The 23,979-nt window shown below is 72.1% G+C and carries 14 protein-coding genes; 8 read left to right on the forward strand and 6 right to left on the reverse strand.

Annotated elements, in window-relative coordinates; translation table 11 throughout:
- Positions 1-192: 192 nt before the first annotated feature.
- From ACIBQZ_RS37845 to ACIBQZ_RS37865, 5 genes are all read left to right on the forward strand, one after another.
- A complete protein-coding gene (locus tag ACIBQZ_RS37845) occupies positions 193-1,356 on the forward strand; it encodes an NAD(+)/NADH kinase (RefSeq protein ID WP_396093806.1) in 1,164 nt (387 codons plus the stop codon).
- Positions 1,353-1,646, forward strand: coding sequence for a UBP-type zinc finger domain-containing protein (locus tag ACIBQZ_RS37850; protein ID WP_396093733.1), 294 nt, complete (start codon positions 1,353-1,355; stop codon positions 1,644-1,646). Before ACIBQZ_RS37845 ends, ACIBQZ_RS37850 begins: the two co-directional genes overlap by 4 nt.
- A 10-nt stretch (positions 1,647-1,656) precedes the next feature.
- On the forward strand, positions 1,657-3,315 hold the full coding sequence (locus ACIBQZ_RS37855; RefSeq protein WP_396093734.1) for an FAD-dependent oxidoreductase: 1,659 nt from the start codon (positions 1,657-1,659) through the stop codon (positions 3,313-3,315).
- Positions 3,316-4,746, forward strand: a complete 1,431-nt coding sequence (locus ACIBQZ_RS37860; protein WP_396093735.1) for an ATP-binding protein — start codon at positions 3,316-3,318, stop codon at positions 4,744-4,746.
- Positions 4,747-4,896: 150 nt separating this feature from the next.
- On the forward strand, positions 4,897-8,061 hold the full coding sequence (locus ACIBQZ_RS37865; RefSeq protein WP_396093737.1) for an MXAN_6230/SCO0854 family RING domain-containing protein: 3,165 nt from the start codon (positions 4,897-4,899) through the stop codon (positions 8,059-8,061).
- Positions 8,062-8,106: 45 nt separating this feature from the next.
- On the opposite strand, the gene ACIBQZ_RS37870 is transcribed toward ACIBQZ_RS37865, so the two are convergent.
- From ACIBQZ_RS37870 to ACIBQZ_RS37880, 3 genes are read right to left on the reverse strand one after another with little or no spacing between them, the layout of a single operon-like run.
- Complete coding sequence (locus ACIBQZ_RS37870) at positions 8,107-8,613, reverse strand: DinB family protein (RefSeq protein WP_396093738.1); 507 nt, start codon at positions 8,611-8,613, stop codon at positions 8,107-8,109.
- Positions 8,614-8,648: 35 nt separating this feature from the next.
- Positions 8,649-9,386 (reverse strand): hypothetical protein, encoded by a 738-nt coding sequence (locus ACIBQZ_RS37875; protein ID WP_396093739.1) that lies wholly within the window; start codon positions 9,384-9,386, stop codon positions 8,649-8,651.
- Between the two features lie 38 nt (positions 9,387-9,424).
- A complete protein-coding gene (locus tag ACIBQZ_RS37880) occupies positions 9,425-10,750 on the reverse strand; it encodes a nitrate/nitrite transporter (RefSeq protein ID WP_396093740.1) in 1,326 nt (441 codons plus the stop codon).
- A gap of 152 nt (positions 10,751-10,902) precedes the next feature.
- On the opposite strand from ACIBQZ_RS37880, the gene ACIBQZ_RS37885 reads away from it, so the two are divergent.
- Positions 10,903-11,802, forward strand: coding sequence for an endonuclease domain-containing protein (locus ACIBQZ_RS37885; RefSeq protein WP_396093741.1), 900 nt, complete (start codon positions 10,903-10,905; stop codon positions 11,800-11,802).
- Between the two features lie 1,332 nt (positions 11,803-13,134).
- On the opposite strand, the gene ACIBQZ_RS37890 is transcribed toward ACIBQZ_RS37885, so the two are convergent.
- From ACIBQZ_RS37890 to ACIBQZ_RS37900, 3 genes are all read right to left on the reverse strand, one after another.
- On the reverse strand, positions 13,135-14,916 hold the full coding sequence (locus ACIBQZ_RS37890; protein ID WP_396093742.1) for a S9 family peptidase: 1,782 nt from the start codon (positions 14,914-14,916) through the stop codon (positions 13,135-13,137).
- A gap of 17 nt (positions 14,917-14,933) precedes the next feature.
- Positions 14,934-16,709 (reverse strand): N-acetylglutaminylglutamine amidotransferase, encoded by a 1,776-nt coding sequence (locus ACIBQZ_RS37895; protein ID WP_396093743.1) that lies wholly within the window; start codon positions 16,707-16,709, stop codon positions 14,934-14,936.
- A 67-nt stretch (positions 16,710-16,776) separates the two neighbouring features.
- Positions 16,777-19,371, reverse strand: a complete 2,595-nt coding sequence (locus ACIBQZ_RS37900; protein WP_396093744.1) for a glutamate--cysteine ligase — start codon at positions 19,369-19,371, stop codon at positions 16,777-16,779.
- 294 nt (positions 19,372-19,665) lie between these two features.
- Between ACIBQZ_RS37900 and ppdK the strand changes: the two genes are divergently transcribed.
- Positions 19,666-22,380 carry a pyruvate, phosphate dikinase gene (gene ppdK / locus ACIBQZ_RS37905; protein ID WP_396093807.1) on the forward strand — a complete coding sequence of 905 codons (2,715 nt, stop codon included), beginning with the start codon at positions 19,666-19,668 and terminating at the stop codon, positions 22,378-22,380.
- Positions 22,381-22,397: 17 nt separating this feature from the next.
- Positions 22,398-23,093 carry an SDR family NAD(P)-dependent oxidoreductase gene (locus ACIBQZ_RS37910; RefSeq protein WP_396093745.1) on the forward strand — a complete coding sequence of 232 codons (696 nt, stop codon included), beginning with the start codon at positions 22,398-22,400 and terminating at the stop codon, positions 23,091-23,093.
- Positions 23,094-23,979 lie beyond the last annotated feature (886 nt).

A 23,979-nucleotide genomic window follows, 5' to 3' on the forward strand; every position in this document is an offset into this window, starting at 1 on the left:
GAAGAACACCACCGCCAAGCCCTACCGATGGACCTACGACGGCACCCCACTCAAAGCCGCATGACCCACGACGAACTAACGCGGCGCAGCACTAGGTGCCCCTCGCCGGATCCCGGTCGGACGTGCAAGGCTGAACGCTGACGCGCGTGCGACCGGGGGTTGCGGGATGATCGTGGGGTATCAGTCGTGGGCATGATCAAGGTGGTCGGGCTCGTCCTGCACCCGCGGCGGGACTGCGGATCCGCCATCACCGCCATCGTCGCCTGGGCCGCATCACGCAACGTGACCGTGCTGGGACTGCACGACGAGATCAACCGGATCGACTGCGACGCCGTCGCGGTGGACGCCGAAGAGATGGTGGAACGCGCCGGGCTGCTGGTCAGCCTCGGTGGCGACGGCACCATGCTGCGCACGATGCGCCTGGTCGAGGGGCGCAAGACGCCCGTGCTGGGGGTCAACGTCGGCCGGCTCGGCTTCCTGGCCGAGGTCGACCTGCCCGACCTGCCGGGCGCGCTCTCCTCGATCGACGAGCACCGGTTCACCATCGAGTCGCGCACCGCCGTGCGCACGGTGCTGCCCGGCGGCGAGGAAGTCTCCGCCTTCAACGACATCGCGCTGGTCCGGGTGCCCGGCGACGGGCTGGCCCACGTCGGCATCAACGTCGAGGGCAGCAACTTCGTCCGGTACGCGGCCGACGCCGTGATCGTGGCCACCCCGACCGGCTCGACCGCGTACAGCTTCTCCGCGGGCGGGCCGATCGTCTCGCCCAACGTCGAGGGCCTGCTGGTCAGCGCGGCCGCCGCGCACTCCTCGTTCAACCGTTCGCTGATGCTCTCCCCGGACGAGCAGCTGCAGCTCGACGTGCTGCCGACCAGCGGCCGGCTGGCCATCGAGGTCGACGGGATCATCCAGGGCTACGCCGAGGCCGGCCAGCAGCTGGCCATCCTCCCGGTGCCCGGCGCGGCCCAGGTCATCCGCTTCGGCCAGACCTCGTTCTACGAGCGGGCCCGGCGCAAGCTGCGGGTCGAGGGCAGCGCCCAGGTCGGCTCCGGTGACCTGGGCGAGGCGACCGTGGTGGACAGCTTCGAGCGGTCCCGCTACGAGGTGCTGCTCGGCGGCGAGCTCGCCGGGGTCCTGCACTACCGCCGGCACGGCGGCGAGGTCGAGCTCGCGCACACCGAGATCGACCAGGCCTTCGAGGGCCGCGGGCTGGCCGGCCGGCTGGCCGCGGCCGCCCTTGCCGACGCCCGTGGCCGGGCCACCCCGGTCGTGGTGACCTGCCCGTTCGTCGCCGGTTACGTCGAACGGCACCCCGAGTACAACGATCTGCTGGCCACGAGAGGAACCCCCGGATGACCAAGCCCGCCTGCTCCCACCTCGACCAGGTCCAGGACGTCAAGCCGTCCGGCGACGGCTGCGTGGAGTGCCTCGCCGACGGTGGCCGCTGGGTGCACCTGCGGGTCTGCATGATCTGCGGGCACGTCGGCTGCTGCGACTCCTCGCCCGGCAAGCACGCCACCGCCCACTTCCACGCCGCCGGTCACCCCCTCGTGCAGTCGTACGAGCCGGGGGAGAACTGGTGGTGGTGCTACCAGGACAACGTGGCCTTCGAGGTCGCGGACTCCCCCTCGTTCACCCATCCCTGAGGACTCAGCCATGGGCCATCCCGCCATCCTGACCGTCGACGACGATGCCTCGGTGTCCCGGGCGATCGCCCGGGACCTGCGGCGCCGGTACGGCGAGGCGTACCGGATCATCCGGGCCGCCTCCGCCGCCGAGGCCCTCGAAGCCCTCAAGGAGATCAAGCTGCGCGGCGGCCGGGTGGCCGTCATCCTGGCCGACTACCGGATGCCGCAGATGAACGGCATCGAATTCCTGGAGCAGGCGATGGACCTGTTCCCGAACGCCCGCCGCGCCCTGCTGACCGCGTACGCGGACACCGACGCCGCGATCCAGGCGATCAACGTGGTCGACGTCGACCACTACCTGCTCAAGCCCTGGGACCCGCCGGAGGAGAAGCTCTACCCGGTGATCGACGCGCTGCTGGACGCCTGGCAGGCCACCGGGGACCGCGAGGTCGCCGACATCCGGGTGGTCGGGCACCGGTGGAGCGAGCCGTCGTACCAGATCAGGGACTTCCTGGCGCGCAACCTGGTGCCGTACAAATGGCTCGCCGCGGACGACCCGGAGGGCCGCCGCCTGCTGGAGGCCGCCGGGGTGGGCCCGGAGTCGATCCCGCTGGTGGTCACCGCCGACGGCCGGGCGATGGCGCAGCCGAGCAACTCCGCGGTCGCCGAGGCGGTCGGGCTGTCCACGGCGCCGGAGCGCGACTTCTACGACCTGATCATCGTGGGCGGCGGGCCGGCCGGTCTCGGCGCGGCCGTCTACGGCGCCTCCGAGGGCCTCAAGACGCTGCTGGTGGAGCGGCAGGCGGTCGGCGGGCAGGCCGGGCAGAGCTCCCGGATCGAGAACTACCTGGGCTTCCCGGACGGCATCTCCGGCGCGCAGCTCACCGACCGGGCCCGCCGGCAGGCCGGCAAGTTCTCCGCCGAGGTGCTCAACACCCGCGAGGTGGTCGGCCTGCGCGCCGACGGCTCGGCCCGGACCCTGCACTTCGCCGACGGCGGCGAGATCTCCGCGCACTCGATCGTGCTGGCCACCGGGGTCGCGTACCGGCCGCTGGCCGCCGCCGGGGTCGCCGAGCTGACCGGCTCGGGGGTCTACTACGGCTCGGCGGCGACCGAGGGCCCGTCCTGCGCGGGCAACGACGTCTACATCATCGGCGGGGCGAATTCCGCCGGTCAGGCGGCGCTCTTCTTCTCCCGGTACGCCCGCAGCGTCACCCTGCTGGTGCGGGGCGACTCGCTCGAGGCGTCGATGTCGTACTACCTGATCCAGCAGCTGAACAAGATCGACAACGTGCACGTGCGCACCCGGTGCGAGGTGGTCGGCGCCGAGGGCAACGGGCACCTGCAGGCGATCACCATCTGTGACAGCAAGAACAACACGGTGACCAGCGTCGAATGCGGCTACCTGTTCGTCTTCATCGGCGCCGAGCCGCGGACGGACTGGCTCGGTGACACCGTCGCCCGCGACGAGAAGGGCTTCGTCTGCACCGGCCCGGATCTGCTGGCAAATGGCACCCGTCCGGCGGGATGGGATCGGGAGCGGGATCCGTTCTACCTGGAGTGCAGTGTTCCCGGCATCTTCGCCGCCGGCGACGTCCGGGCCAACTCGGTGAAACGGGTGGCCTCGGCGGTCGGCGAGGGCGCGATGGCCGTCACGCTGGTCCATCGTTACCTGGAGGCACAGTAGATGTCCGAGTCGCTCACCCCCGCCGAGCTGAGGACCCTGTTCCTGTTCGAGAAGCTGACCGACGAGCAGCTGGGCTGGATCGCCGAGCACGGCCACGTCCAGCACGTGGCCGCCGGCGAGCTGGTGATCGAGGAGGGCGCGCCGGCCGAGAAGTTCTTCGTGCTGCTCAGCGGCACGATCGCGCTCTCCCGCCGGGTCGGCCAGGACGACGTGCAGACCACCCGTACGGAGCAGCGCGGCGTGTACATGGGCGCCACCCAGGCGTACATCCGTGACGAGGGCGTCGAGCGCAAGTACATGGCGTCCATGCGCGCGCTCGACGACTCGGATTTTTTCGTGCTCTCCGCCGCGGACTTCGGCTGGCTGATGCGCGAGTGGTTCCCGATGGCGATCCACCTGCTGGAGGGGCTCACCCTGGGCATGCGCAACACCCAGGCGGCCATCTCCGAGCGGCAGCGGCTGGTCGCGCTCGGCGCGCTCTCGGCGGGCCTGATGCACGAGCTGAACAACCCGGCCGCCGCGGCGTCGCGGGCCACCGGCGCGCTGCGCCAGCGGGTCGCCGGCATGCGGCACAAGCTGGGCATGCTGGCGGCCGGCAAGGTCGCGCCGGACCGGCTGGACGCGCTGGTCGAGCTCCAGGAGGACGTCATCGAGCGGGCCGCCAAGGCGCCCACGCTGACCGCCATGCAGGCCGCCGACCGCGAGGACGAGCTCGGCGACTGGATGGAGCGGCACCACGTCACCGGCGGCTGGGACCTGGCGCCGGTCTACGCCCAGGGCGGCCTCGACATCGACTGCCTGGAGGAGATCAAGGCCAAGGTCGTCGAGCCGGGCCTGCTCGACCAGGCCATCCACTGGATCGGGTACGCGCTCGAGACCGAACAGCTGATGAGCGACATCGAGGACGCCACCGGCCGGGTCTCCTCGCTGGTCACCTCGGCGAAGCAGTACTCGCAGCTGGACCGCGCCGCGCACCAGTGGATCGACGTGCACACCGGGCTGGACAGCACGCTGGTCATGCTGGCCCACAAGATCGGCAACGGGGTCAAGGTGGTCAAGGAGTACGACCGCGACCTGCCGCAGATCCCCGCCCACCCGGCGGAGCTGAACCAGGTGTGGACCAACATCATCGACAACGCGGTGCAGGCCATGCACGGCGCCGGCACGCTGACGCTGCGGACGTACCGGGAGGACGACCACGTTGTGGTGTCGATCGGCGACACCGGGCCGGGCGTGCCCGAGGCGCTGCGCAAGCGGGTCTTCGAGCCGTTCTTCACCACCAAGGCGGTGGGCGAGGGCACCGGGCTGGGCCTCGACATCTCGTACCGGATCGTGGTCAACGGGCACGGCGGCGACATCGTGCTGCAGTCCCAGCCCGGCGACACCCGGTTCCTGGTCAAGCTGCCGATCGCGGAGCAGGCCTCGCGATAAAGGGAATGAGCGGCCCGCCCGGCCCGGCTAGGATCGGTGCAGCGGTGGGCGGCTCCCCGCGGTGCTTCCTTCTCATCCTCAGCAAAAGGACTCAACTAGCGTCGCGACTCCCCGCCCGCCGCTTCCGCATGTCCCGGGGGAGGTCGCACCATGGATCCGTTGGCTGTTGTCCTGCTGCGCCGCACCGCCAAGGTCGTGGCCGGTCCGTCCGGCGACGAACTGCACGACGGTACGGCCTGGGTCGGCGCGCTGGAGGCCGACCTCGTCGAGCGGGGCCGGCTGCTGCACCGGGACCTGCGCGCCGCGGCGGCACGGATGCCCCGGACGTCGCGGACGCGATGGGCCGACTGGCTGCTCGCGGCCCTCGACGAGCAGGTCGGCGCCGACCGCGAGATGGTTCCGCTGTACCGCTCCTTTCCGGACACCCCGCAGCACACCGAGGCCGTCTACATCCGCCGGCTGCTGACCCACCTGCTGGCTGTGCCGGGCGCGCCCTGCGTGCTGTGCGGCCGGGAGCAGGACGGTGAGCCGCTGGACCCGTGCGGGCACCCGGTCTGCCGGGTTTGCTTCGCCCCCGAGGAATTCAGCGCCTGCCCGATCTGCGGGCGCCGGGCCGCGGCCGGCGGCGGCTACCTGCCGGTGGTCGCGCCGGCCGGGAAGCCGCCGGCCGGACCCCCGATCCAGGTACGCCTGCTGCGGCTGGAAACCGATCCCCGGGGCGCCGCCGTCCGGCTGCGCGACGAACTGGTGGCGCGGCCGGCGGCGCTGGGCGAGGCCGACCGGGCGGACCTGGCGGTGCTGGTCCGGTCCACCGCGCCGGCAGCCCTCGACTGGCTGCCCGAGACGGTGCCGGCGCGCGAGACGCTCGCGGTGGTGGTGGCTTGGGCGCTGCACGCGACCGCACTCACCGAGGCGTATCCGCAAGTGGTGGCCGAGGCGCGGCGCCGGTGGCAGACGGCGACCGATGCGGGGCGGACGCTGTGGGCCTACTCCGGTGGAGATCCGGGTCTGATCCTGCCGGCTCGAACGGACGCGCCGGGTTCGCGGGCCGTGCCGGTCGCACCGGTCGTGCCGGTCGCGCCGGGTTCGCGGGCCGCGCCGGTCGTGCCGGTCGTGCCGGTCGCGCCGGGGGAGGCGTGGCGGCCGGTGGACGAGCCGGCGACGTCTGTGCCGGTCCCGCGGGTGCGGGCGCTGCCGCGCGCGTTGCGGCGGGCGGTGCTCGAGCACCTGGACGCGTGCGGTGCCGGGACCGCGGCCGAGGACCTGCGGCGGCATCCGGCAGTGTGGAAGCGGCTGGGGGAGCGGCTGCACCCCTTCGAGCGGGCCGACCGTCACCCGGGCGCGACCGTCGCGTTCGCGGTGCTGCGCGGCACCCGGGTAGCGCGGGATTCCGCGCTGGGCGCGGCCATGGTGGCCGCCTGCGCCGAGGATCCGCGGCGCCTGGTGCCGGTCGACCACCCCGACGGTACGGTCTCCGTCCGGCTCCGGACGCATGCGTCGCTGGTGGAGCGGGCCTTCGCGGACGGCGACGCGGGGCTGGCGGCTCGGCTGCTCGCCGAGCGGCCCGGGGAGCTGTGGCGGCGGGTGGATCAGCTGCTGCGGTCCACGGTTCCGGGTGATCGGGCGGGACTGGTGGCTGTGCTGCGGGAGAGCGCGGGACGGGTGGCGCCGGGTGTGCTGGCCGCGGCTGCCGCCGAGCTGGTGGGCCGGGAGGCGACCGTGGCGGCGACCCCGGCGCAGCTGGCGGCGATGGCAGAGGCACGGGCGGCGGGAGTGGCCCGGGCGCGCGGCGGCGCTGCGAGTGCTGCGCCGGTGCGGGCGGCTGCGGCTGAGAACGGCGTGGGCCGCGCTGCGAGTGCGAGTGCTGCGCCGGTGCGGGCGGCTGCGGCTGAGGGCGGCGTGGGCCGCGCTGTGAGAGCGAGTGCTGCGCCGGTGCGGGCGGCTGCGGCTGAGGGCGGCGTGGGCCGGGCCGCGCGTGCGGTGTTCGACGCCATCATCGGGCTGGCCCGCCGGCCGGACCCGACGGCAGCGCGGCCGTCCGGTCCGGATGCCGTGCCGGGCGCGGCCGTTTCGGATGGTGATGCGGTGGACCCGGCGGGGGCCGGTGTGGTGGCGGCGGGTGCTGCGGCTGCCGGGATCATCGCGGGGCGGCCCGGCCCCGGGATGCCGCGGCGGGTCTTCTTTCCGCGGGGCAGCGCCGTCATCACCTGGACCGAGCCCGAGCGCCGCGAACCGCTCGACGCCGTCGCGATCGGCGCCGTGCGGGGCATCGTCGACGGCGAGCTCACCCGGCGGGCCGCGCGCCTCGGCCGGTTCGACGTTGCTGTGCTCGACGCCACGCTCGCTGACGTACCAGCGCCGATGCGCGAGCGGGCCGGCTCCGCCCAGTTCGCCGGGTGGCCCCGGGGCAGCATTCGCGCGCTTCCCGGCGTACCGGAATTGCGGTTGTTCCTGCACTGGCAGGACACGGACGATTCGCGGGTTGATCTCGACCTGTCCTGTGTGTTCTTCGACGACGCCTGGCAGCGGCTGGGGGAGTGTGACTACACCGTGCTGCGGTTCGGTGACGACGGCGCCGTGCATTCCGGTGATCTCACCTCCGCGCCCGGGCCGCTCGGTGCGACGGAGTTTCTGGACCTGCGGCTCGACCGGCTCGCCGAGCTGGGTGTGCGCTACGCCGTGCCGGCCGTGCTCAGCTACAACGCGGTGCCGTTCGAGCTGCTGACCGAGGCGTTCGCCGGGATCGTGCTGCCCGTCGCCGGCGGTGCGCAGTTCGACGCCGGGCGGGTTGAGCAGCGTTTTGACCTGCGTGGCGACGCGCGGGTGCTGATGCCCATGGTGGTTGATCTGGCCGAGCGGTCGTTGCTCTGGACCGACCTGGCCCTGCCGGGGCACGGGTACGGCCACAGCGTCGGCCGGCACGGCGACCAGCTGGCCCGGGCGGCGGCCGACCTGTGGGAGCACTTCGGCGCCGGCAACCGGGCGACGGTGCTGGACCTGATGGCCTGGCAGGCGGCCGGTCGCGCGGACCGGGTCCTGGTCGCCCACGGGGACGGCACCTGCACCGAGGCGGCCCCCACGGTCGCGGCGATCCGTGCGGCAGCGGGAGCGGGCACCGGCAAGCTCGCCGCGGTGGACGGCGTGGACGGCCGCACCGTGCTGGCCGCGACCGCGGATGCCGCGGCACTGGACCGGCTGATCCCGGGTCCGGTGGCGGCTGATTCGGTGGCGCTCACGGTCACCGGCCACCCCGGTGAGCACTGGACCCAGCTCCACGCGGCCGACGCGCTGGGTGAGCTGGCGGTGCCTCAGTAGGCAGCACGTCGGCGCCCCCACGACTCGTGGGAGCGCCGACGTCCGTCAGTTCTGGAGCAGCCCGCGCACGTACGCCGCCTGGCCCACGTGTTGCAGGTCGTCGGTCAGGACGCTCACCAGGCGCACACCCAGGGTGACCGGCGGATCCCAGGACTCGTCCACCACCCGGTCCAGCTCGCCGGCCGTCAGGCCGCCGAGATAGGCCAGCGTGCGCTCGTGCACCGCCTGGTAGTACTCCACCAGCACCGCGGCGCTCTCCGGGCGGACAGACAGCACCTGCGCCGCCGTGTGGCCGTACCCGTGGTCCTCCGGGTCGGGTTTGAGCCCGAATCGCTGGGCGATGTCGCCCGTCACGTACACCTGGTCCGCCCCGGTGACCCCCGCGAGATGGTGGTCCTGGATCCGGGTGAGGTGCCACACCAGCCAGGCCACCGTGTTGGTGCCCTCGGCCGGGGCGGTGCCGAGCTGTTCCGGGGTCAGGCCCTCGACCGCCGACCGCACCAGGTCGGGCAGCCGGCCGAAGGCCTCGGTGAGCAGTTCACTGACGTTCACGGTGACGCGCTCCTTCGCTTCGCGGAAAGTCGGTGCTACTCCGTCGTGCCGTTCTGCTCGGGAGCACCGTCCTGATTCTGCGGCTCCTGCTCCTGATTTTCGGCCGGTTGGGTCGGTTCGGGCGCGCCGCCCGTGGGCTCGGTGCCCGGCTCGGCCGGCGTGGTGGGCTCGGTGGCCGGCTCGGTGCCCGGCTCCGTGGTCGGTGCCGCCGGCTCGCCGGTAGGTCCGGTGGCCGGCGCGTCGGTGGGTGCCGGCGAGCTGTCCGTCGACGGGGTCACGGCCGGCTCCTCCGCGGAGTCGTTACCGAAGACGCTGCCGACGGTGCTCTTGCCCGACGACGAGTTGCCCACGGTGGACGCCACCGACTTGCCCGCGACCAGCTCGAACACCGACAGCGTGCCGATGGCGAGCACGAACAACGCCGTCGCGGCGAGGGCCACGTGACCCCAGCGGATGCTCCGGCGCGGCGCGACCGTGTGCGACGGGCTTTCCCCCTCGGTCGCCGCGGCGACCTCGGGTGTGCCCACCGCCGCGGGCGCCTTCACGAACGTCGGCGCTATCGCGCTGAGCCGTTTGGCGCCCTTGTTGAGCGACCGTTGGTAGACCTCCGTCCCGATCGAGCCGACGACGCTGGCGACCGCGGCACCGGCCAGCGTGCCGGCGACTCCCAGGAAGGAGCCGATGACCGCCGCGGTGATCGCCGCCAGGGTGCCCGCGATGACTTTGCTGATCTCGATGCCGGACCAGATGCGGTCCGGTGCGTGCTCGCTCATGTCCTCCTCGCATCGAACTGCCGTAAGCGGGCAAAGTCTCAACTTTTACCGATGCGCTCGCCGCTAAACCAACCCTTGCCGGCGAGCACCTCCCGCATCGGCCGGACGACCACGCCGTGTTCCTCGGCGAGCCGGCGTCTGGCCAGCTTGCGGGTGCGCAGGATGCCGATCAGGCCGATCGCGCCGATCGCATACTGCACCGACATCGCGACCTTGAAGTCCACGATGTCGTATGTGGCCCGGCCGCCCGTGCGGGCGTCCAGGATCAGGCCGACGAACAGGATCGACACCAGCGAGGCGACGAAGCCGCCCACGTTGACGATGCCGGTGGCCGTGCCGAGCCGGTTCGGCGGGTTGAACGTGCGGGCGAACTCGAAGCCGATCATCGACCCCGGCCCGCCCAGGCCGAGCGCGAGCACGAGCACCACCAGCACGGCCAGCGGCGCCCGCCCCGGCCAGGCGATGACCAGCCCCCAGCCCAGCGCGTTGGCGGCGATCACACCGAGCACCAGCCACGAGCGGCGCAACGGATGCCGCTGCACCAGCACGCCGACCAGCGGCCCGGCGGCCATGCCGGTCAGCACGAACAGGGTGAGCAGCGCGCTGGCCGTGCCCCGGGACAGGCCCTCGCCGGCGACCAGGAACGGATAGCCCCAGATCAATGCGAACACCGTACCGGGGAACTGGGTGGTGAAGTGCGTCCACAGCCCCAGCCGGGTGCCGGGATGCCGCCAGGCGTGCGCCAGGTCGCTGCCCAGCTGCCCGAGCGTCAGCGCCGTGCCCGAGTTGACCCGCCGCTGCGGGGTGTCGTGCAGCGCGACCAGCGCGACGACGGCCACAAAAACCCCGGCGGCGGACGCCGAGATGAACGCGGTGGTCCAGCCCGAGCCGGCCAGCAGCGCTGCCAGCGGTACGGCGCTGAGCACCTGCCCCAACTGGCCGACCAGGCCGGTGAGCTGGGCGACCACCGGAACCCGCCTGGCGGGGAACCACTGCGGCACCAGGCGCAGCACACTGATGAACGTCATGGCGTCCCCGGCACCGACCAGCACCCGGGCGAACACGGCGCCGGTGATCCCGTCGGAGAACGCCATCAGCGCCTGCCCGGCGGCCATCACCAGGGCGCCGCCGACCACCAGCCGCACCGAACCGAACCGGTCCAGCAGCAGCCCGACGGGAACCTGCAGGCCGGCGTAGACCAGCAGCTGCAGGACGGCGAACGAGGCGAGGGCGCCGGCCCCGACGTCGAACCGGAGCTGTGCGTCCAGCCCGGCGACACCGAGGGAGGTGCGATGCAGAACCGCGACGACGTACGCCGACAGCCCCACGGCCCACACCGCCCAGGCCCGGGCTCCGCCCAGCATGAGGTCAACTCCATCCGATCGCGTACCCCCACCCTTTCCCGGGACGCGGCCGACCGACAACGACTCGGCTCACAAAAGGGACGTGTGACCCGTCACGCCGCGTCGTCCACAGGCTGATCCCGGGGCCGGGGCGAATCTGCCAAGGTGACCCGATGGACCGCGTTTGCGCCCAGTGCGGTGTCGTGACCAGCGACCAGGCCGTCAAGCTCGTCGGGCGGGGAAGGGTCCGCGGGCACGTCCGGCTGGGCCGCTGGCGACAGCTCTGCCCAGGAGTCCTGCTGACCAGCAACGGTGAGCTCACCCCGCAGCAGCAGCACTGGGTCGCGGTGCTGGTGGCGGGCCGCGACGCGCTGCTGGCCGGAGCGGCGGCCGCGGTGGCAGGAGGGCTCCGCGGCATCCACGTCGGGCAGATCCCGGTGCTGATCCCGGCCGCCCGGGGCACCAGCCGGCGGATCCCGCGCCTGCCACCGGACATGCCGGCGATCCGGGTGCACCGCAGTGCGCTCCTGCCGGCGGAGCATCGCCGAAGTGCCGGGATCCCCCGGACGACGATGGCCCGTTCGGTCGTCGACGCGGCGGCCTGGGCGCCGTCGGATCGTGCGGCGGTGCTGACGATCGCGGCAGCCTGCCAGCAGCGGCTGGTCCGACCGGAGGAGATCCGATCCGTCCTGACGGTGCTGACGCGGGTCCGGCGCCGAAGACTGGTCCGGAACACGCTGGACGACATAGCCGCAGGAGCGTCGGCACTGTCGGAACTCGACCTGCTGACGGTGTGCCGGCGCTACGACCTGCCGATGCCGGACAACCAACAGCGCCGCCGGGACGCGGACGGACGGCACCGGTATCTGGACGCGTACTGGCGGGAGTGGCGGGTGCTGGTGGAGGTGGACGGGAGACATCACATGGACGTGCGGGAGTGGGCGGAGGACATGACGCGGCAGAACAGGATCTGGACGGCGGGCGACCGGATCCTGCGGTTTCCGTCCTGGCTGCTGCGCACCGATCCCGAAGCCGTGGCTGATCAGCTGCGGGAGGCCCTCCGCTCACACTGACACCGCCCGCCTCCTGAGCCGTCCGACTCCAGCCCTCATCCGGCTTGGCCGGTCCACTCAGCTCGCCTGGCCCGGCTCAGATGGTCCGTTCGGCTAGTTCGGCCTGTTCGGCCTGTTCGGCTCGGTCGGCCTGCTCATGCTGCCCGGTTGGGCCGTTCCACTCGGCCACGCTTTGGGCAGGCCGCCTGGCTTGCGCATTTCGCTCTCCACGTCCGGTCGTTAGGTGAGGTTTGCGGGGTTTGAGCCGTTGCTGGCTTGCCCGGCTTTGGCTCGACCTGTCGGTGGCGGCGGATTTTGTGGAGCTGTGGTGCGGAGCGCACCCGGGTGCTACAAGATTCACCGCGCTCGGGGGGTGAGTGGTCGATCTTGTTGCACTGCGGCGTGGAGCTCGCCACCCCGCTACAAGATCTGCGATGGGCAGCACGATCGGCGGGTGGCGGGTGGCAGTAGTCACCGCGTTCGGGGGGTGAGTGGTCGATCTTGTTGCACTGCGGCGTGGAGAGTCTTTTGCATGGCTGTTGTGATGATCGATCGCCATCCCCCGGACGGGCGACACGCTTCCGCCGCGCCGAACGGCCGCGCCAAGCATTGCCGTAGGCCTGCCCACCGCCGAACCCGCAGCACTGGCCCACACATTGAGCAGGATTCCCACATCGCGGAACTCCTAAGGGACCAAAGGGCGTAAAAGTCACGAAGCGAGCAGCGAATTGTCGATCTTGTGGACTTAAGGTCCGGAGCTCACACCACATCAACAAGATCGAAATCTTGCGCGTCGGTGGCGGTCGGCGCGGCCCACGTCACTCCGGCGGGCTATTGACATCGCCCGATACACCAACCACGCAAAAGACTCTGGAGCTCGCCGCCCTGCTACAAGATCTGCGGTGGGCAGCATTATGGGCGGGTGGCGGGTGGCGGGAGTCACCGCGTTCGGGGGGTGAGTGGTCGATCTTGTTGCACTGCGGCGTGGAGCTCGCCGCCCTGCTACAAGATCTGCGGTGGGCAGCTTCGTCGGCGGGTCGCGGGTGACAGCGGCGGTGGCGGCGAGCTGTCCAGCGCGGCGCAGCGCAGGGCGCAACGTGGTGGCGGCGTGCGGGTCGTGCGTGGTGGTGGCGTGCGTGCGGGTGGTGCGTGCGTGCAGTGCGTGCGGGTGGTGCGTGGTGGGGGCGTGCGGCGCTGCGAGATGGCGGCGTGCGGGTGGGCGTGGTGGGGGCGTGCGGCGCTGCGAGATGGCGGCGTGCGGGTGGAGCGTGGTGGGGGCGGCTGCGTTGAGTGGTGGGGGTGTTCAGTGGTGGGGTAGGGGCGTCTGGTCGGGACGCCCCTGCTCCGTGAAGGTCAGTTGAGCACCGTGCCCGGCGGTGTCAGGTGGCTGGTCAGCCAGTCCACCGTCTCCCGCAGGTATTCCGCCCGCGACGACCGGTGCTGCAGTTCGTGTCCCTCGTCCGGGAACAGCAGGTACTTGTGCGGCACCCCGCGCTCCGTCAGCGCCGCCACCACCTGTTCCGCCTCGATCACCGGTACGTTGCTGTCGTTTTCGCCGTGCACCACCATCAGTGGCGTCCGGAGGTTGTTGATGCGGGTGATCGGCGACAGGTCGCGCAGCAGCTCCGCGTCCGTCACCGGGTCGCCGTACTTCGAGACCGCCGCCGCCGCGATCCAGGGCTCGGTGTGCTCGTAGAACGTGGCGAAGTTGGACATGCCGCAGACGTCGATGCCGACCGCGAACATCGATGGGTACGTGGTCAGCGCCGCCAGCGTCAGGTAGCCGCCGTACGAGCGGCCCATGCAGCCGACCCGGGCCGCGTCGGTCACGCCCGTGGACACCAGGTATGTCACGCAGGCCGCCACGTCGGCGATGGCCGCGTACCGCAGGGGGCCGTTGTCCGCGTTCACGAAGCTGCGGCCGAAGCCGGACGAGCCGCGCACGTTGGCCGCGAAGACCGCGATGCCCCGGTCCACCAGTGACTGGAACAGTGGGCCGTGTCCGGGGCGTTCCTGCGCTTCCGGGCCGCCGTGCAGCCACAGCACGGTCGGGTGCGGGCCGGTGCCGGCCGGCTGGAAGAGCCAGCCGCTGATCTCCAGGCCGTCGTGCGAGGCGAAGCGGTGCAGGACCGGCCGGACCGCGCCCGGGGCCGGTTCCTCGACCGAGACCGGGTGCAGGTCGCCGTCGTACGTCCACACGCCGTGCGGCCGGCCTGGGCCCTCCGCGGTGAACGCCAGCGTGCTGCCGTCGAAGCACCAGGACACGCCGGACACCACCGGGCCGGGCAGGTTGATCGCGGTGGAGTCGCCGCGGTGCAGCACGGTCAGCTCGGATTCGCCGCCGCGGACGTTCCACAGGACCGCGATCGACCGGCCGTCCGCGGTCAGGGCGAACGACTCCACCTCCGCGGTCTCCGAGGAGGCCAGCACCTCCGACTTGCCGTCGGCCACCCGGAGCAGCACCGGCAGCTCGCCGGCGTCGCTGCGGGCGTACACCGCGCCGTCCGGGCCGAAGCAGCCCTGCTCGCCGCTGGTCACGTACTCGTCGGCGCCGGTCGCCAGATCGCGCACCGCCAGGTAACGGCCGCCGCGCGGGCCGAGGCGCAGCAGCGCCCGGCTGCGGTCCGGCGCGACGTCGAACAGCGCGACCAGCTCGCCGGTGGTGATCGTCTCCCGGGTGCCGTGTTCGGCGTCCACCAGCAGGGTGGTCTCCAGGTTCTCGGTCACCGTGAGCAGCGGGCGCCCGGGCAGCCAGCGGACGTTGTCCGCGCTGTCCGCGCCGAAGCCGGCCACCTGGTGCAGCGCCGAGCCGTCCGGGCGTACCAGCCATACCTCGGTGCGCGGGGCGCCGCCGGGGGCCAGCACGCAGGCGAGCCAGCCGCCGCCGGTGGACCAGTGCACCGAGACGACGGGCGCGTCTCCCGTGTCGACCAGGAAGGTCAGGTCGCTGCCGACCGGCTGCACCCACACCTTGGGGGAGCCGCTGCGGTCGGAGACGTACGCCGCGTGCCGGCCGTCCGGCGAGAGCGCCGCCGACCAGCTGCCGGAGACTTCCGAGGGGAGGGCGCCCGACTGCCTGTTCATCCATCCCACGGGCAGCACGGTGACGTCGACACGGTTGAGCTGACCGGTCATACAGGTCCTCCCTCGGTTTACTGGATCCCCTTGTCCTGCAACCACATTTCGAGCAGTGCGAGCTGCCACAACTGGTTCGCCCCGAGCGTGGTACGTGCAGTGTTCGGGTCGGCCAGCAGCGCGTCAACGTACTCCTGCCGGAACAGCCCGCGCGCCCGGGCCGCCGGTGCGTGCAGAGCGTCCCGGACCAGCTCCAGCATCGGCCCTTCGAGGTGCCGGATCCCGGGAACCGGGAAGTAGCCCTTGGTCCGGTCGATCACCTCGTCCGGCACCACGCCGCGGGCCGCGTCCTTGAGCACGCCCTTGCCGCCCTGCGCGAGCTTGAGCTCCGGCGGGCAGGCCGCCGCGAGCTCCACGAGCTCGTGATCGAGGAACGGCACCCGCGCCTCCAGCCCCCACGCCATCGTCATGTTGTCGACCCGCTTGACCGGATCGTCGACGAGCATGACCTGGGAGTCCAGCCGCAACGCCGCGTCGACGCCGGTGGTCGCGCCCGGCCGGGCGAAGCTCGCCGCGACGAACTCGCGGCTGACGTCGTGCTCCAGCAGCCACTCCGGCGCGAGCTGGCCGGCCAGCTCCCGGTACGGGCGGTCGAAGAACTCCTTCGCGTACGCGTCGACGGCCAGCTCGCGCGGCACGTCCCGCAGCGGCGGGTACCAGCTGTAGCCGGCCAGGATCTCGTCCGCGCCCTGCCCCGACTGGACGACCTTGACCTGCTGCGACACGTCCTCGCTGAGCAGGTTGAAGGCGATGCAGTCGTGGCTGACCATCGGCTCGCTCATCGCCGCGACGGTGCGCGCGACGGCCGGCAGGAACCGGTCCTTGCCGATCCGGATCTGGTGGTGGCTGGTGTCGAACTGCTTGGCGATGATGTCGGAGTACGCGAACTCGTCGCCGCTCTCCCCGGCCGCCGACTCGAAGCCGATGCTGAACGTGGTCAGCCCGCGCTGGCCCTGCTCGGCCAGCAGCGCCACGATGTAGCTGGAGTCCAGCCCGCCGCTGAGCAGCACGCCGACCGGCACGTCGGCGACCATCCGCCGCTCGACAGCGGTCCGGAGCGCCTCGTGCACTGCGGAAGCCCACTCCTCCCGCGTCTTGCTCAGCTGGCGGGTGTGGTCGGCTTCCCAGTAGACGTGTTCGGTGGACGTACCGTCGGCGGTGATGATCCGCACCGTGGCCGGCGGCAGCTTGCGGATGCCGGTGACCATCGTGCGCGGCGCCGGCACCACCGAGTGGAACGTCATGTAGTGCTGCAGCGCCACCTTGTCGATCGAGGTGTCGACGTCGCCGGCCGCGAGCAGCGCGGGCAGGGTGGAGGCGAAGCGCAGCCGGCCGGGGGTCTCGGCCAGGTACATCGGCTTGATGCCGAGCCGGTCGCGGGCCAGCATCACCGTGCCGGTGGCGTGCTCGGCGATGGCGAAGGCGAACATGCCGAGGAAGTGCGTGACACAGTCGGCGCCCCAGCGGTGGTACGCCTTCATGATCACCTCGGTGTCGGAGGTGGAGACGAAGGTGTAGCCGTAGCCGCGCAGCTCGTCGCGGAGCTGCCGGTAGTTGTAGATGCAGCCGTTGAAGACCAGGGTCAGGCCGAGCAGCTCGTCGGTCATCGGCTGGGCGCCGGCCTCGGAGAGGTCGATGATCTTCAGGCGCCGGTGGCCGAACGCGATCGGGCCGTGCTGCCACATGCCCTCGCCGTCAGGCCCGCGGGACTGCAGGCACGGCAGCATCCGCCGGACGGCGTCACCGTCGGCTGCCCGGGCGTCGTACCGTAGTTCGCCGCCGATTCCACACATGCCTGATCCTCCAAGTCGTTCAGCGTCTGCCGGTTCCGTTTCGGATTTGTGTCGGGGATGTGAAGGTTCAGCCGAAGAGCCAGGTGTCCTTCGAGCCGCCGCCGCGCGAGGAGTTGACGATCATGCTGCCCGCGGGCGCGACCCGGGTCAGCGCGGCGGGCGCGACCACCGACGTCTTGCCGGTGAAGATGAAGGCACGCAGGTCCACGTGCCGCGGCGCGAGCTGGTGGCCGTCGAAGACCGGGTGGGTGGACAGGTCCACGACCTCCTGCGCCACCCAGCGGTGCGGTGCCGTGTTGATCTGGCGGCGGACCGCGGCCAGATCGTCGGCGGAGGCGTGCGGGCCGATCACGATCCGGTCGCCGCCGTAGCCGTCGACCGGCTTGCAGACCAGCTCCTCGAGCCGGCCGAGCACCTGCGCCTTCTGCTCCGGGATGCCGCACAGGTACGTCGGCACGTCCGCCAGCAGCGGCTTCTCGCCCAGGTAGTACTCGATCAGCTTGGGCACGTACGCGTACACGGCCTTGTCGTCGCCGATGCCGTTGCCCAGCGCGTTGGCCAGCACCACGGTGTCGGCGTGCAGGGCGGTGACCAGGCTCGGGCCCAGCGGCATCCCGTCCGCGCCCGGCGAGTGCACCAGGCTGTCCTCGCCCATCCGCAGGTAGATCACGTCGACCGGGTGCTTGCGGCCGTTCCGGACCCGGTGCACCCGGCCCTCGTCGACCAGCAGCTCGGTGCTGCGGACCAGCGGGACGCCCATCTCCTCGGCCAGCATCCGGTGCTCGAACCAGGCCGAGTCGTCCGGGCCCTGGCTGAGCACCACCACCGCGGGCTCGTCGCCCGCCGCCGGGCCGGCCGCGTCGAGCAGCGCGCGCAGCAGCAACTGCGGGGTCCCCTCGATGCTGAGCAGGTCGTCGGGGCGGGGCAGCTCCGGCAGCACGCTCTCGGTGAGCCGGCGGTTCTGCATCGCGTACCCGATGCCGGAGGGCACCCGCAGGTTGTCCTCCAGCACGCACCAGTTGCCCTCGCCGTCGCGGACCAGGTCGACGCCGGCCACCTGGGCGCGTACCCCCGGCCGGCTGACCAGGGCGCCGCTGGGCCGCAGCTCCGGCGAACCGTCGATGACCCAGTTCGGCACGATGCCGTCCTTGACCGCCACCCGGTCGGTGTAGACGTCGTTGACGAACGCGTCCAGCGCGCGGACCCGCTGGATGAGGCCGGTCTGCAGCTCCCGCCAGTCGGCGGCCGGCACCAGGCGGGGCACCAGGTCGAACGGGAACAGCCGGGTCGCGGCCTCGCCGGCCACGCTGAACGTGATGCCGCGGGCGCGCTGCTCGTCGTCCCGGGCGTCCTCGCGGCGGCGCAGCCCGGCCGGGCCGAGCGCGCTCAGCACGTTGAGGATCCCCTGGTAGTCCGGCAGCACGTCGCCGGCCGGGAACGCCTCGTCGCCGGCCACCGCGTACGGGGTGAGCCCGGCCGGCACGGTGCGGCCCTGCGGGCCGAGGCCGGTCACGCCGCCCCGGGTGTCGGCGATCAGCAGGTCGACCACGTCGGAGACGCGGCCGCGGCGGTCCATCGCCCGGCGCTGGCGGGCCGCGGAGCTGCCCCGGCTGAGCGCCTGCACGGAGAGGTCGAAGACCTGTTCCCAGTCGCCGAGCTCCTCGAGCTGGGGCTGCAGCTCGGCGATGAGCCGCTCGACGGCCACCGCCGCGGGCACCGGCACCGGGGAGCGGGGCAGGTCGAGCAGGTCGCCCTCGAGCCCGGAGCGGGCGGCCCGCCACATCGCGGCGCGGTGCAGCGGCGGCCGGGTCGGCACGATCGGCTTGCCCGCGCGGTAGTCCTGCCGGGCGCGCAACACCAGCGCGCGGAACAGCCCGGCCAGCAGCACCACGGTGTCCGCGTCCGGGCTGGAGTCGGTGACCCGCAGCTCCACCGTGGGCAGGTGGGCCGAGGGCCGGACGTCGAAGTAGACCATCTTGGGGTCGGTGATGGTGCCCGAGGCGATCAGGTCGGCGACCAGCGCGTCGTGGTCCGCCGCCGAGGTCACCACGCCGCTGTCGCCGGCGGTCGGCCAGCGCAGCCAGACCAGCGAGCGCACGCTGGCGTAGCCGCTGTCCTCGCCCATCCAGTACGGCGAGCTGGCGGAGAGCCCGAGCAGCACCGGCAGTGCCGGGGCGACCCGCTGGGCGATCGACACGGCCTCGTCGCGGTCGGGGATGCCGACGTGCACCTGGGCGCCGCAGATGAGCTGCTCACGGGCGAGCATCTGGTACTCGTCGAGCATCCGGCGGTAGCGCGAGGTGGGGGTGACCGGCAGCGAGTCCAGGTCGACGAGCGGGACGGTGCCCGCGGCGATCAGCCCGAGCCCGAGTGACTCGGCGACGCCGACGGCCTTGCGGCGCAGCGCCACGATGCCGTCCCGCAGGTCGTCGAGGGTGGCCGCGACCGGGGTGTTCGTCTCGACCACCGAGCGGTGCAGCTCGGCCGAGTAGTTCGCCTCGTCGAGCTGGTCGAGCACCTCGGGCGCCCGGGGCACGAGCTCCCTGGTCTTGAGATCAACGACGTGCAACTCCTCCTCGACGCCGAGGGTGAGCTCGGTGCCGATGGTGCCGTTGACCTCCCTCGCGCCGTCGTCCTCCGAGACCCTGAGTGACTCCGTCATGCGTAAGACCGCCTATGTCCTCGTCCGTTGTCCGGAGCCTTACCACCTCATGTACCGAACCTGTGACGTGCCCATTTCCGGCGTCCACCAAGCATGACGATCCTGACACCCGGGCGCCCGGCCGCCCACCCCGGCGTGCGTGATCGTGCTCGCGGCTGCGCGAAAAACCGGTTCAGCGAGCCCGAATACGCCAAAGCTTGTGCAATAACTCACCAGTGCTATGGCGGCCGGTGGCGCGCCCCCTACTCTCCGGGACACCATTAACGAGCGTTCGAGTGCAGCCGACGATGACGCATCACCGCATGGGAGGCAGTCGTGACAACGGCCGGCGAGAAGTATGTCTACGATTTTTCCGAAGGTCACCGGGAGCTCAAGGAGCTGCTCGGCGGCAAAGGTGCGAACCTGGCCGAGATGACCCGCCTGGGCCTGCCGGTGCCGGCCGGATTCACCGTCACGACCCGGGCCTGCCAGGCCTACCTGGCGACCGGCAGCAACCCCGCCGGGCTGGCCGAGGAGATCGACGGGCATCTGGCCGCGCTGGAGACCACGATGGGCCGCCGGCTCGGCGATCCGGCCGATCCGCTGCTGGTCTCGGTGCGTTCCGGGGCCGCGTTCTCGATGCCCGGCATGATGGAGACGGTGCTCAACGTCGGGCTCAACGACGCCAGCGTGGTGGGCCTGGCGGCGCAGGCCGGCGGCAACGAGCGGTTCGCCTGGGACTCCTACCGACGGCTCATCCAGATGTTCGGCAAAACCGTCTGCGACGTACCCGGTGAGGAATTCTCGGCGGCGCTGGACGAGGCCAAGAACGCCCGCGGCGCCACCGATGATCTGCACCTGGACGCGGCGGATCTGCGGGCCCTGGTGGATCGCTACAAACACATTTTCGCCAAGCACACCGGATACGACTTCCCGCAGGATCCGCGCGAGCAGATGGAATTGGCGATGACCGCCGTGTTCCGCTCGTGGAATGCCGAACGCGCCGTTCTCTACCGCCGCCAGGAACGCATTCCGGCGGATCTCGGCACCGCCGTGAACGTGGTCGCGATGGTCTTCGGCAACCTCGGGGCGGACTCCGGCACCGGCGTGGCGTTCACCCGCGACCCGGCCAGCGGCGCCCAGGGCATCTACGGCGACTACCTGGCCAACGCCCAGGGTGAGGACGTGGTGGCCGGCATCCGCAACACGGTCCCGCTGCAGGAGCTGGCCACCCTCGACCCCCGCTCGTACGAGGAACTGCTGGCGATCATGGCCAAGCTCGAGGGGCACTACCGGGACCTCTGCGACATCGAGTTCACCATCGAGCGCGGCAAGCTGTGGATGCTGCAGACCCGGGTCGGCAAGCGGACCGCCGGCGCCGCCTTCCGGATCGCCGCGCAGCTGGTCAACGAGGGCATGATCGAGCTGGACGAGGCGCTGCGCCGGGTCACCGGCGCGCAGCTGGCCCAGCTGATGTTCCCGCGCTTCGACCTCGGCGCCGATGCGGTCGCCCTGGTCAAGGGCATCGGCGCGTCACCCGGCGCGGCGGTCGGCAAGGCCGTGTTCAGCGCCGCCCGCGCCGTCGAGCTGGCCGCGGCCGGCGAGCAGGTCATCCTGGTGCGCCGGGAGACCAACCCGGAGGACCTGTCCGGCATGATCGCGGCGCAGGGCATCCTCACCGCCCGGGGCGGCAAGACCAGCCACGCGGCGGTGGTGGCCCGCGGCATGGGCCGCACCTGCGTCTGCGGCGCCGACTCGCTGGAGATCGCGGCCGACCGGTTCAGCGTGGCCGGCCGGACGGTGTCCGAGGGTGACGTGATCTCGGTGGACGGCACCACCGGCTGCGTCTACCTGGGCTCGGTGCCGGTCCGCCCGTCCGAGGTCGTGCAGTACTTCGAGGGCACGCTGTCGCCGGAGGAGGCCGGGGACCCGCTGGTCGAGGCCGTCCACAAGCTCATGTCGCACGCCGACGCCGCCCGCTCCCTGGCCGTGCGCACCAACGCCGACACCGCCGAGGACGCGTACCGGGCGCGGCGTTTCGGCGCCGAGGGCATCGGCCTGTGCCGGACCGAGCACATGTTCCTCGGCGACCGCCGGGAGCTGGTCGAACGGCTGATCCTGGCGGCCACGCCCACCGAGCGTGCGGACGCGCTGGCGGCGCTGCTGCCGTTGCAGCGGGCGGACTTCGTCGACCTGTTCCGGGCGATGGACGGGCTGCCGGTCACCGTCCGGTTGATCGACCCGCCGCTGCACGAGTTCCTGCCGTCGCTGGAGGAGCTGGCGGTCAACGTCGCGGTCGCCCGGGAGCGCGGCGAGGACCACGCGGAGGACGCCCAGCTGCTCGACGCCGTCCGCCGGATGCACGAGCAGAACCCGATGCTCGGGCTCCGCGGCGTACGGCTGGGCCTGGTCATTCCCGGCCTGTTCGCGATGCAGGTCCGGGCGATCACCGAGGCCGCGGTGCAGCTGGCCGGCGAGGGCCTGGACCCGCACCCGGAGATCATGGTGCCGCTGGTCGGCGCGGTCCAGGAGCTGGAAACCGTACGCCGGGAGTGCGAGCAGATCGTCGCGGAGGTGGTCGCCGGCAGCGGCGTCGAGGTGCTGATCGGCACGATGATCGAGGTGCCGCGGGCCGCGCTGACCGCCGGTCAGATCGCCGAGGCCGCCGACTTCTTCTCCTTCGGCACCAACGACCTGACCCAGATGGGCTGGGGCTTCTCCCGCGACGACGTCGAGGGTGCGTTCTTCTGGCGCTACCTGGAACTGGGCATCTTCGGCATCTCGCCGTTCGAGTCGATCGACCGCGACGGCGTCGGCCGGCTCATCCGGATCGCGGCCGAGGAGGGCCGGGCCGTGCGCCCGGGCCTCAAACTGGGCGTCTGCGGCGAGCACGGCGGCGACCCGGAATCGGTGCACTTCTTCCACGAGGTCGGCCTGGACTACGTCTCGTGCTCGCCGTTCCGGGTGCCGGTGGCGCGGCTGGAGGCGGGCCGGGCGGCGATCACGGCCGGGGAATCCGACAGCCGCTGAGGGTAGGCTCCGGGGCCGTGCGACACGCGATCGTCATCGGCAACACGGACGGCATCGGCCTGGGACTGACCGGCCGCCTGCTCGCCGACGGCTGGGCGGTGACGGGCCTGTCCCGCCGGTCCGCCGCCGTCGAGCACGACCGGTACGTGCACATCGTGGCGGACGTCACCGCCCCGGACTATCCGGCGGAGCTGGCCCGGGCCCTGACCGCCGCCGGCCGCGTGGACCTCTGCGTCTACGCCGCCGGCGTCGGCGAGCTGCTCGATCTCGACGACCTCGGCGCGCAGACCCGGGCCATAGAGGTCAACCTGCTGGGCGTCGCGCGCACGGTCGAGGTGGTCGTGCCGCGGCTGCTGGCGGCCGGCGGCGGGCACCTCATCGGCCTGTCCAGCCTCGCCGACACGCTGATCACGCCGGACGCCCCGGGCTACGCGGCGTCCAAGGCCGGCATGTCCTCGTACCTGATCGGCCTGGGCGCCGTCCTGCGCCCGCGCGGGGTGGCGGTGACCGTCGTGCGGTTCGGCTTCGTCGACACCAAGATGGCCAAGGGCCAGGTGAAGCCCATGATGATCCCGGCGGAACGGGCCGTCGACGTGCTGATGCGCTGCGTCCGCCGGCGGCCGGCGGTGGTCGCGTACCCCCGGCGAATGGCCTGGCTGATCGCGGCGGCAGCCCCGGCGGTCCGCGTACGTGCCCGGCTGGCCGGCCGCTGACTTCGATCTTGGTAAACGGTGGCCCCCGGAGAGTCTTCTGCACGGCTGGTTCGGTGGTTGATCGCCATAGCCAGGGCGGGCGCAGGGAGCAACCGGTCGTCTCGCAGGCACATTGACCTGGACGGATCGGGTCCTTGCCGTGGATCGGTGGACCCGGCTCCGGTCCACTGACCGCTGGCGACAACTCTCGCTGCTCTCGCTGCTCTCGCTGCTCTCGCTGCTCTCGCTGCTCTCGCCCGTGCCCGCCGTGCCCCGCGTTCGTTCCGTGCCCCGTGCCCGCCGTGCCCCGCGTTCGTTCCGTGCCCCGTGCCCGCCGTGCCCCGCGTTCGTTCCGTGCCCCGTGCCCGCCGTGCCCCGCGCTCGTTCCGTGCCTCGCGTTCGCCCCCGCCGCGCCGTTGGCGGTGGCTCCTGCCTTTCTCGCCGCTGGCGGTGCCCGGACAACGCCGAGACAACAGCTTCCGCCACCCCGCATCACCGGCGGCGCCCGAGCAACCGCCGATCTTGTAGCGCCGTGGTCAGCTCCTCACCCCACCGTCACAAGATCGCCGCCAACACCCACCACCGCGCCACATTTGCGGTGTTTTGAGAGTGTTGGCTGTTCGGATGGTGAGACGCCTGGCCGTCTGCTGAGACGATCGGCCAGCATCCGAGACCGACACTCATCATGCGGACACCGCGTCCAGTAGCCGGGAGCGCACCTCGTGCCGGGAGCACGCCTCGTGCCGGGAGCACGCTCCGTGCCGGGAGCACGCTCCGTGCCGGGAGCACGCCTCGTGCCGGGAGCACGCTCCGTGCCGGGAGCACGCCTCGTGCCGGGAGCACGCTCCGTGCCGGGAGCACGCTCCGTGCCGGGAGCACGCCTCGTGCCGGGAGCACGCTCCGTGCC

It is taken from the genome of Actinoplanes sp. NPDC049599 (genome assembly GCF_044465625.1).
Classification (GTDB): domain Bacteria; phylum Actinomycetota; class Actinomycetes; order Mycobacteriales; family Micromonosporaceae; genus Actinoplanes.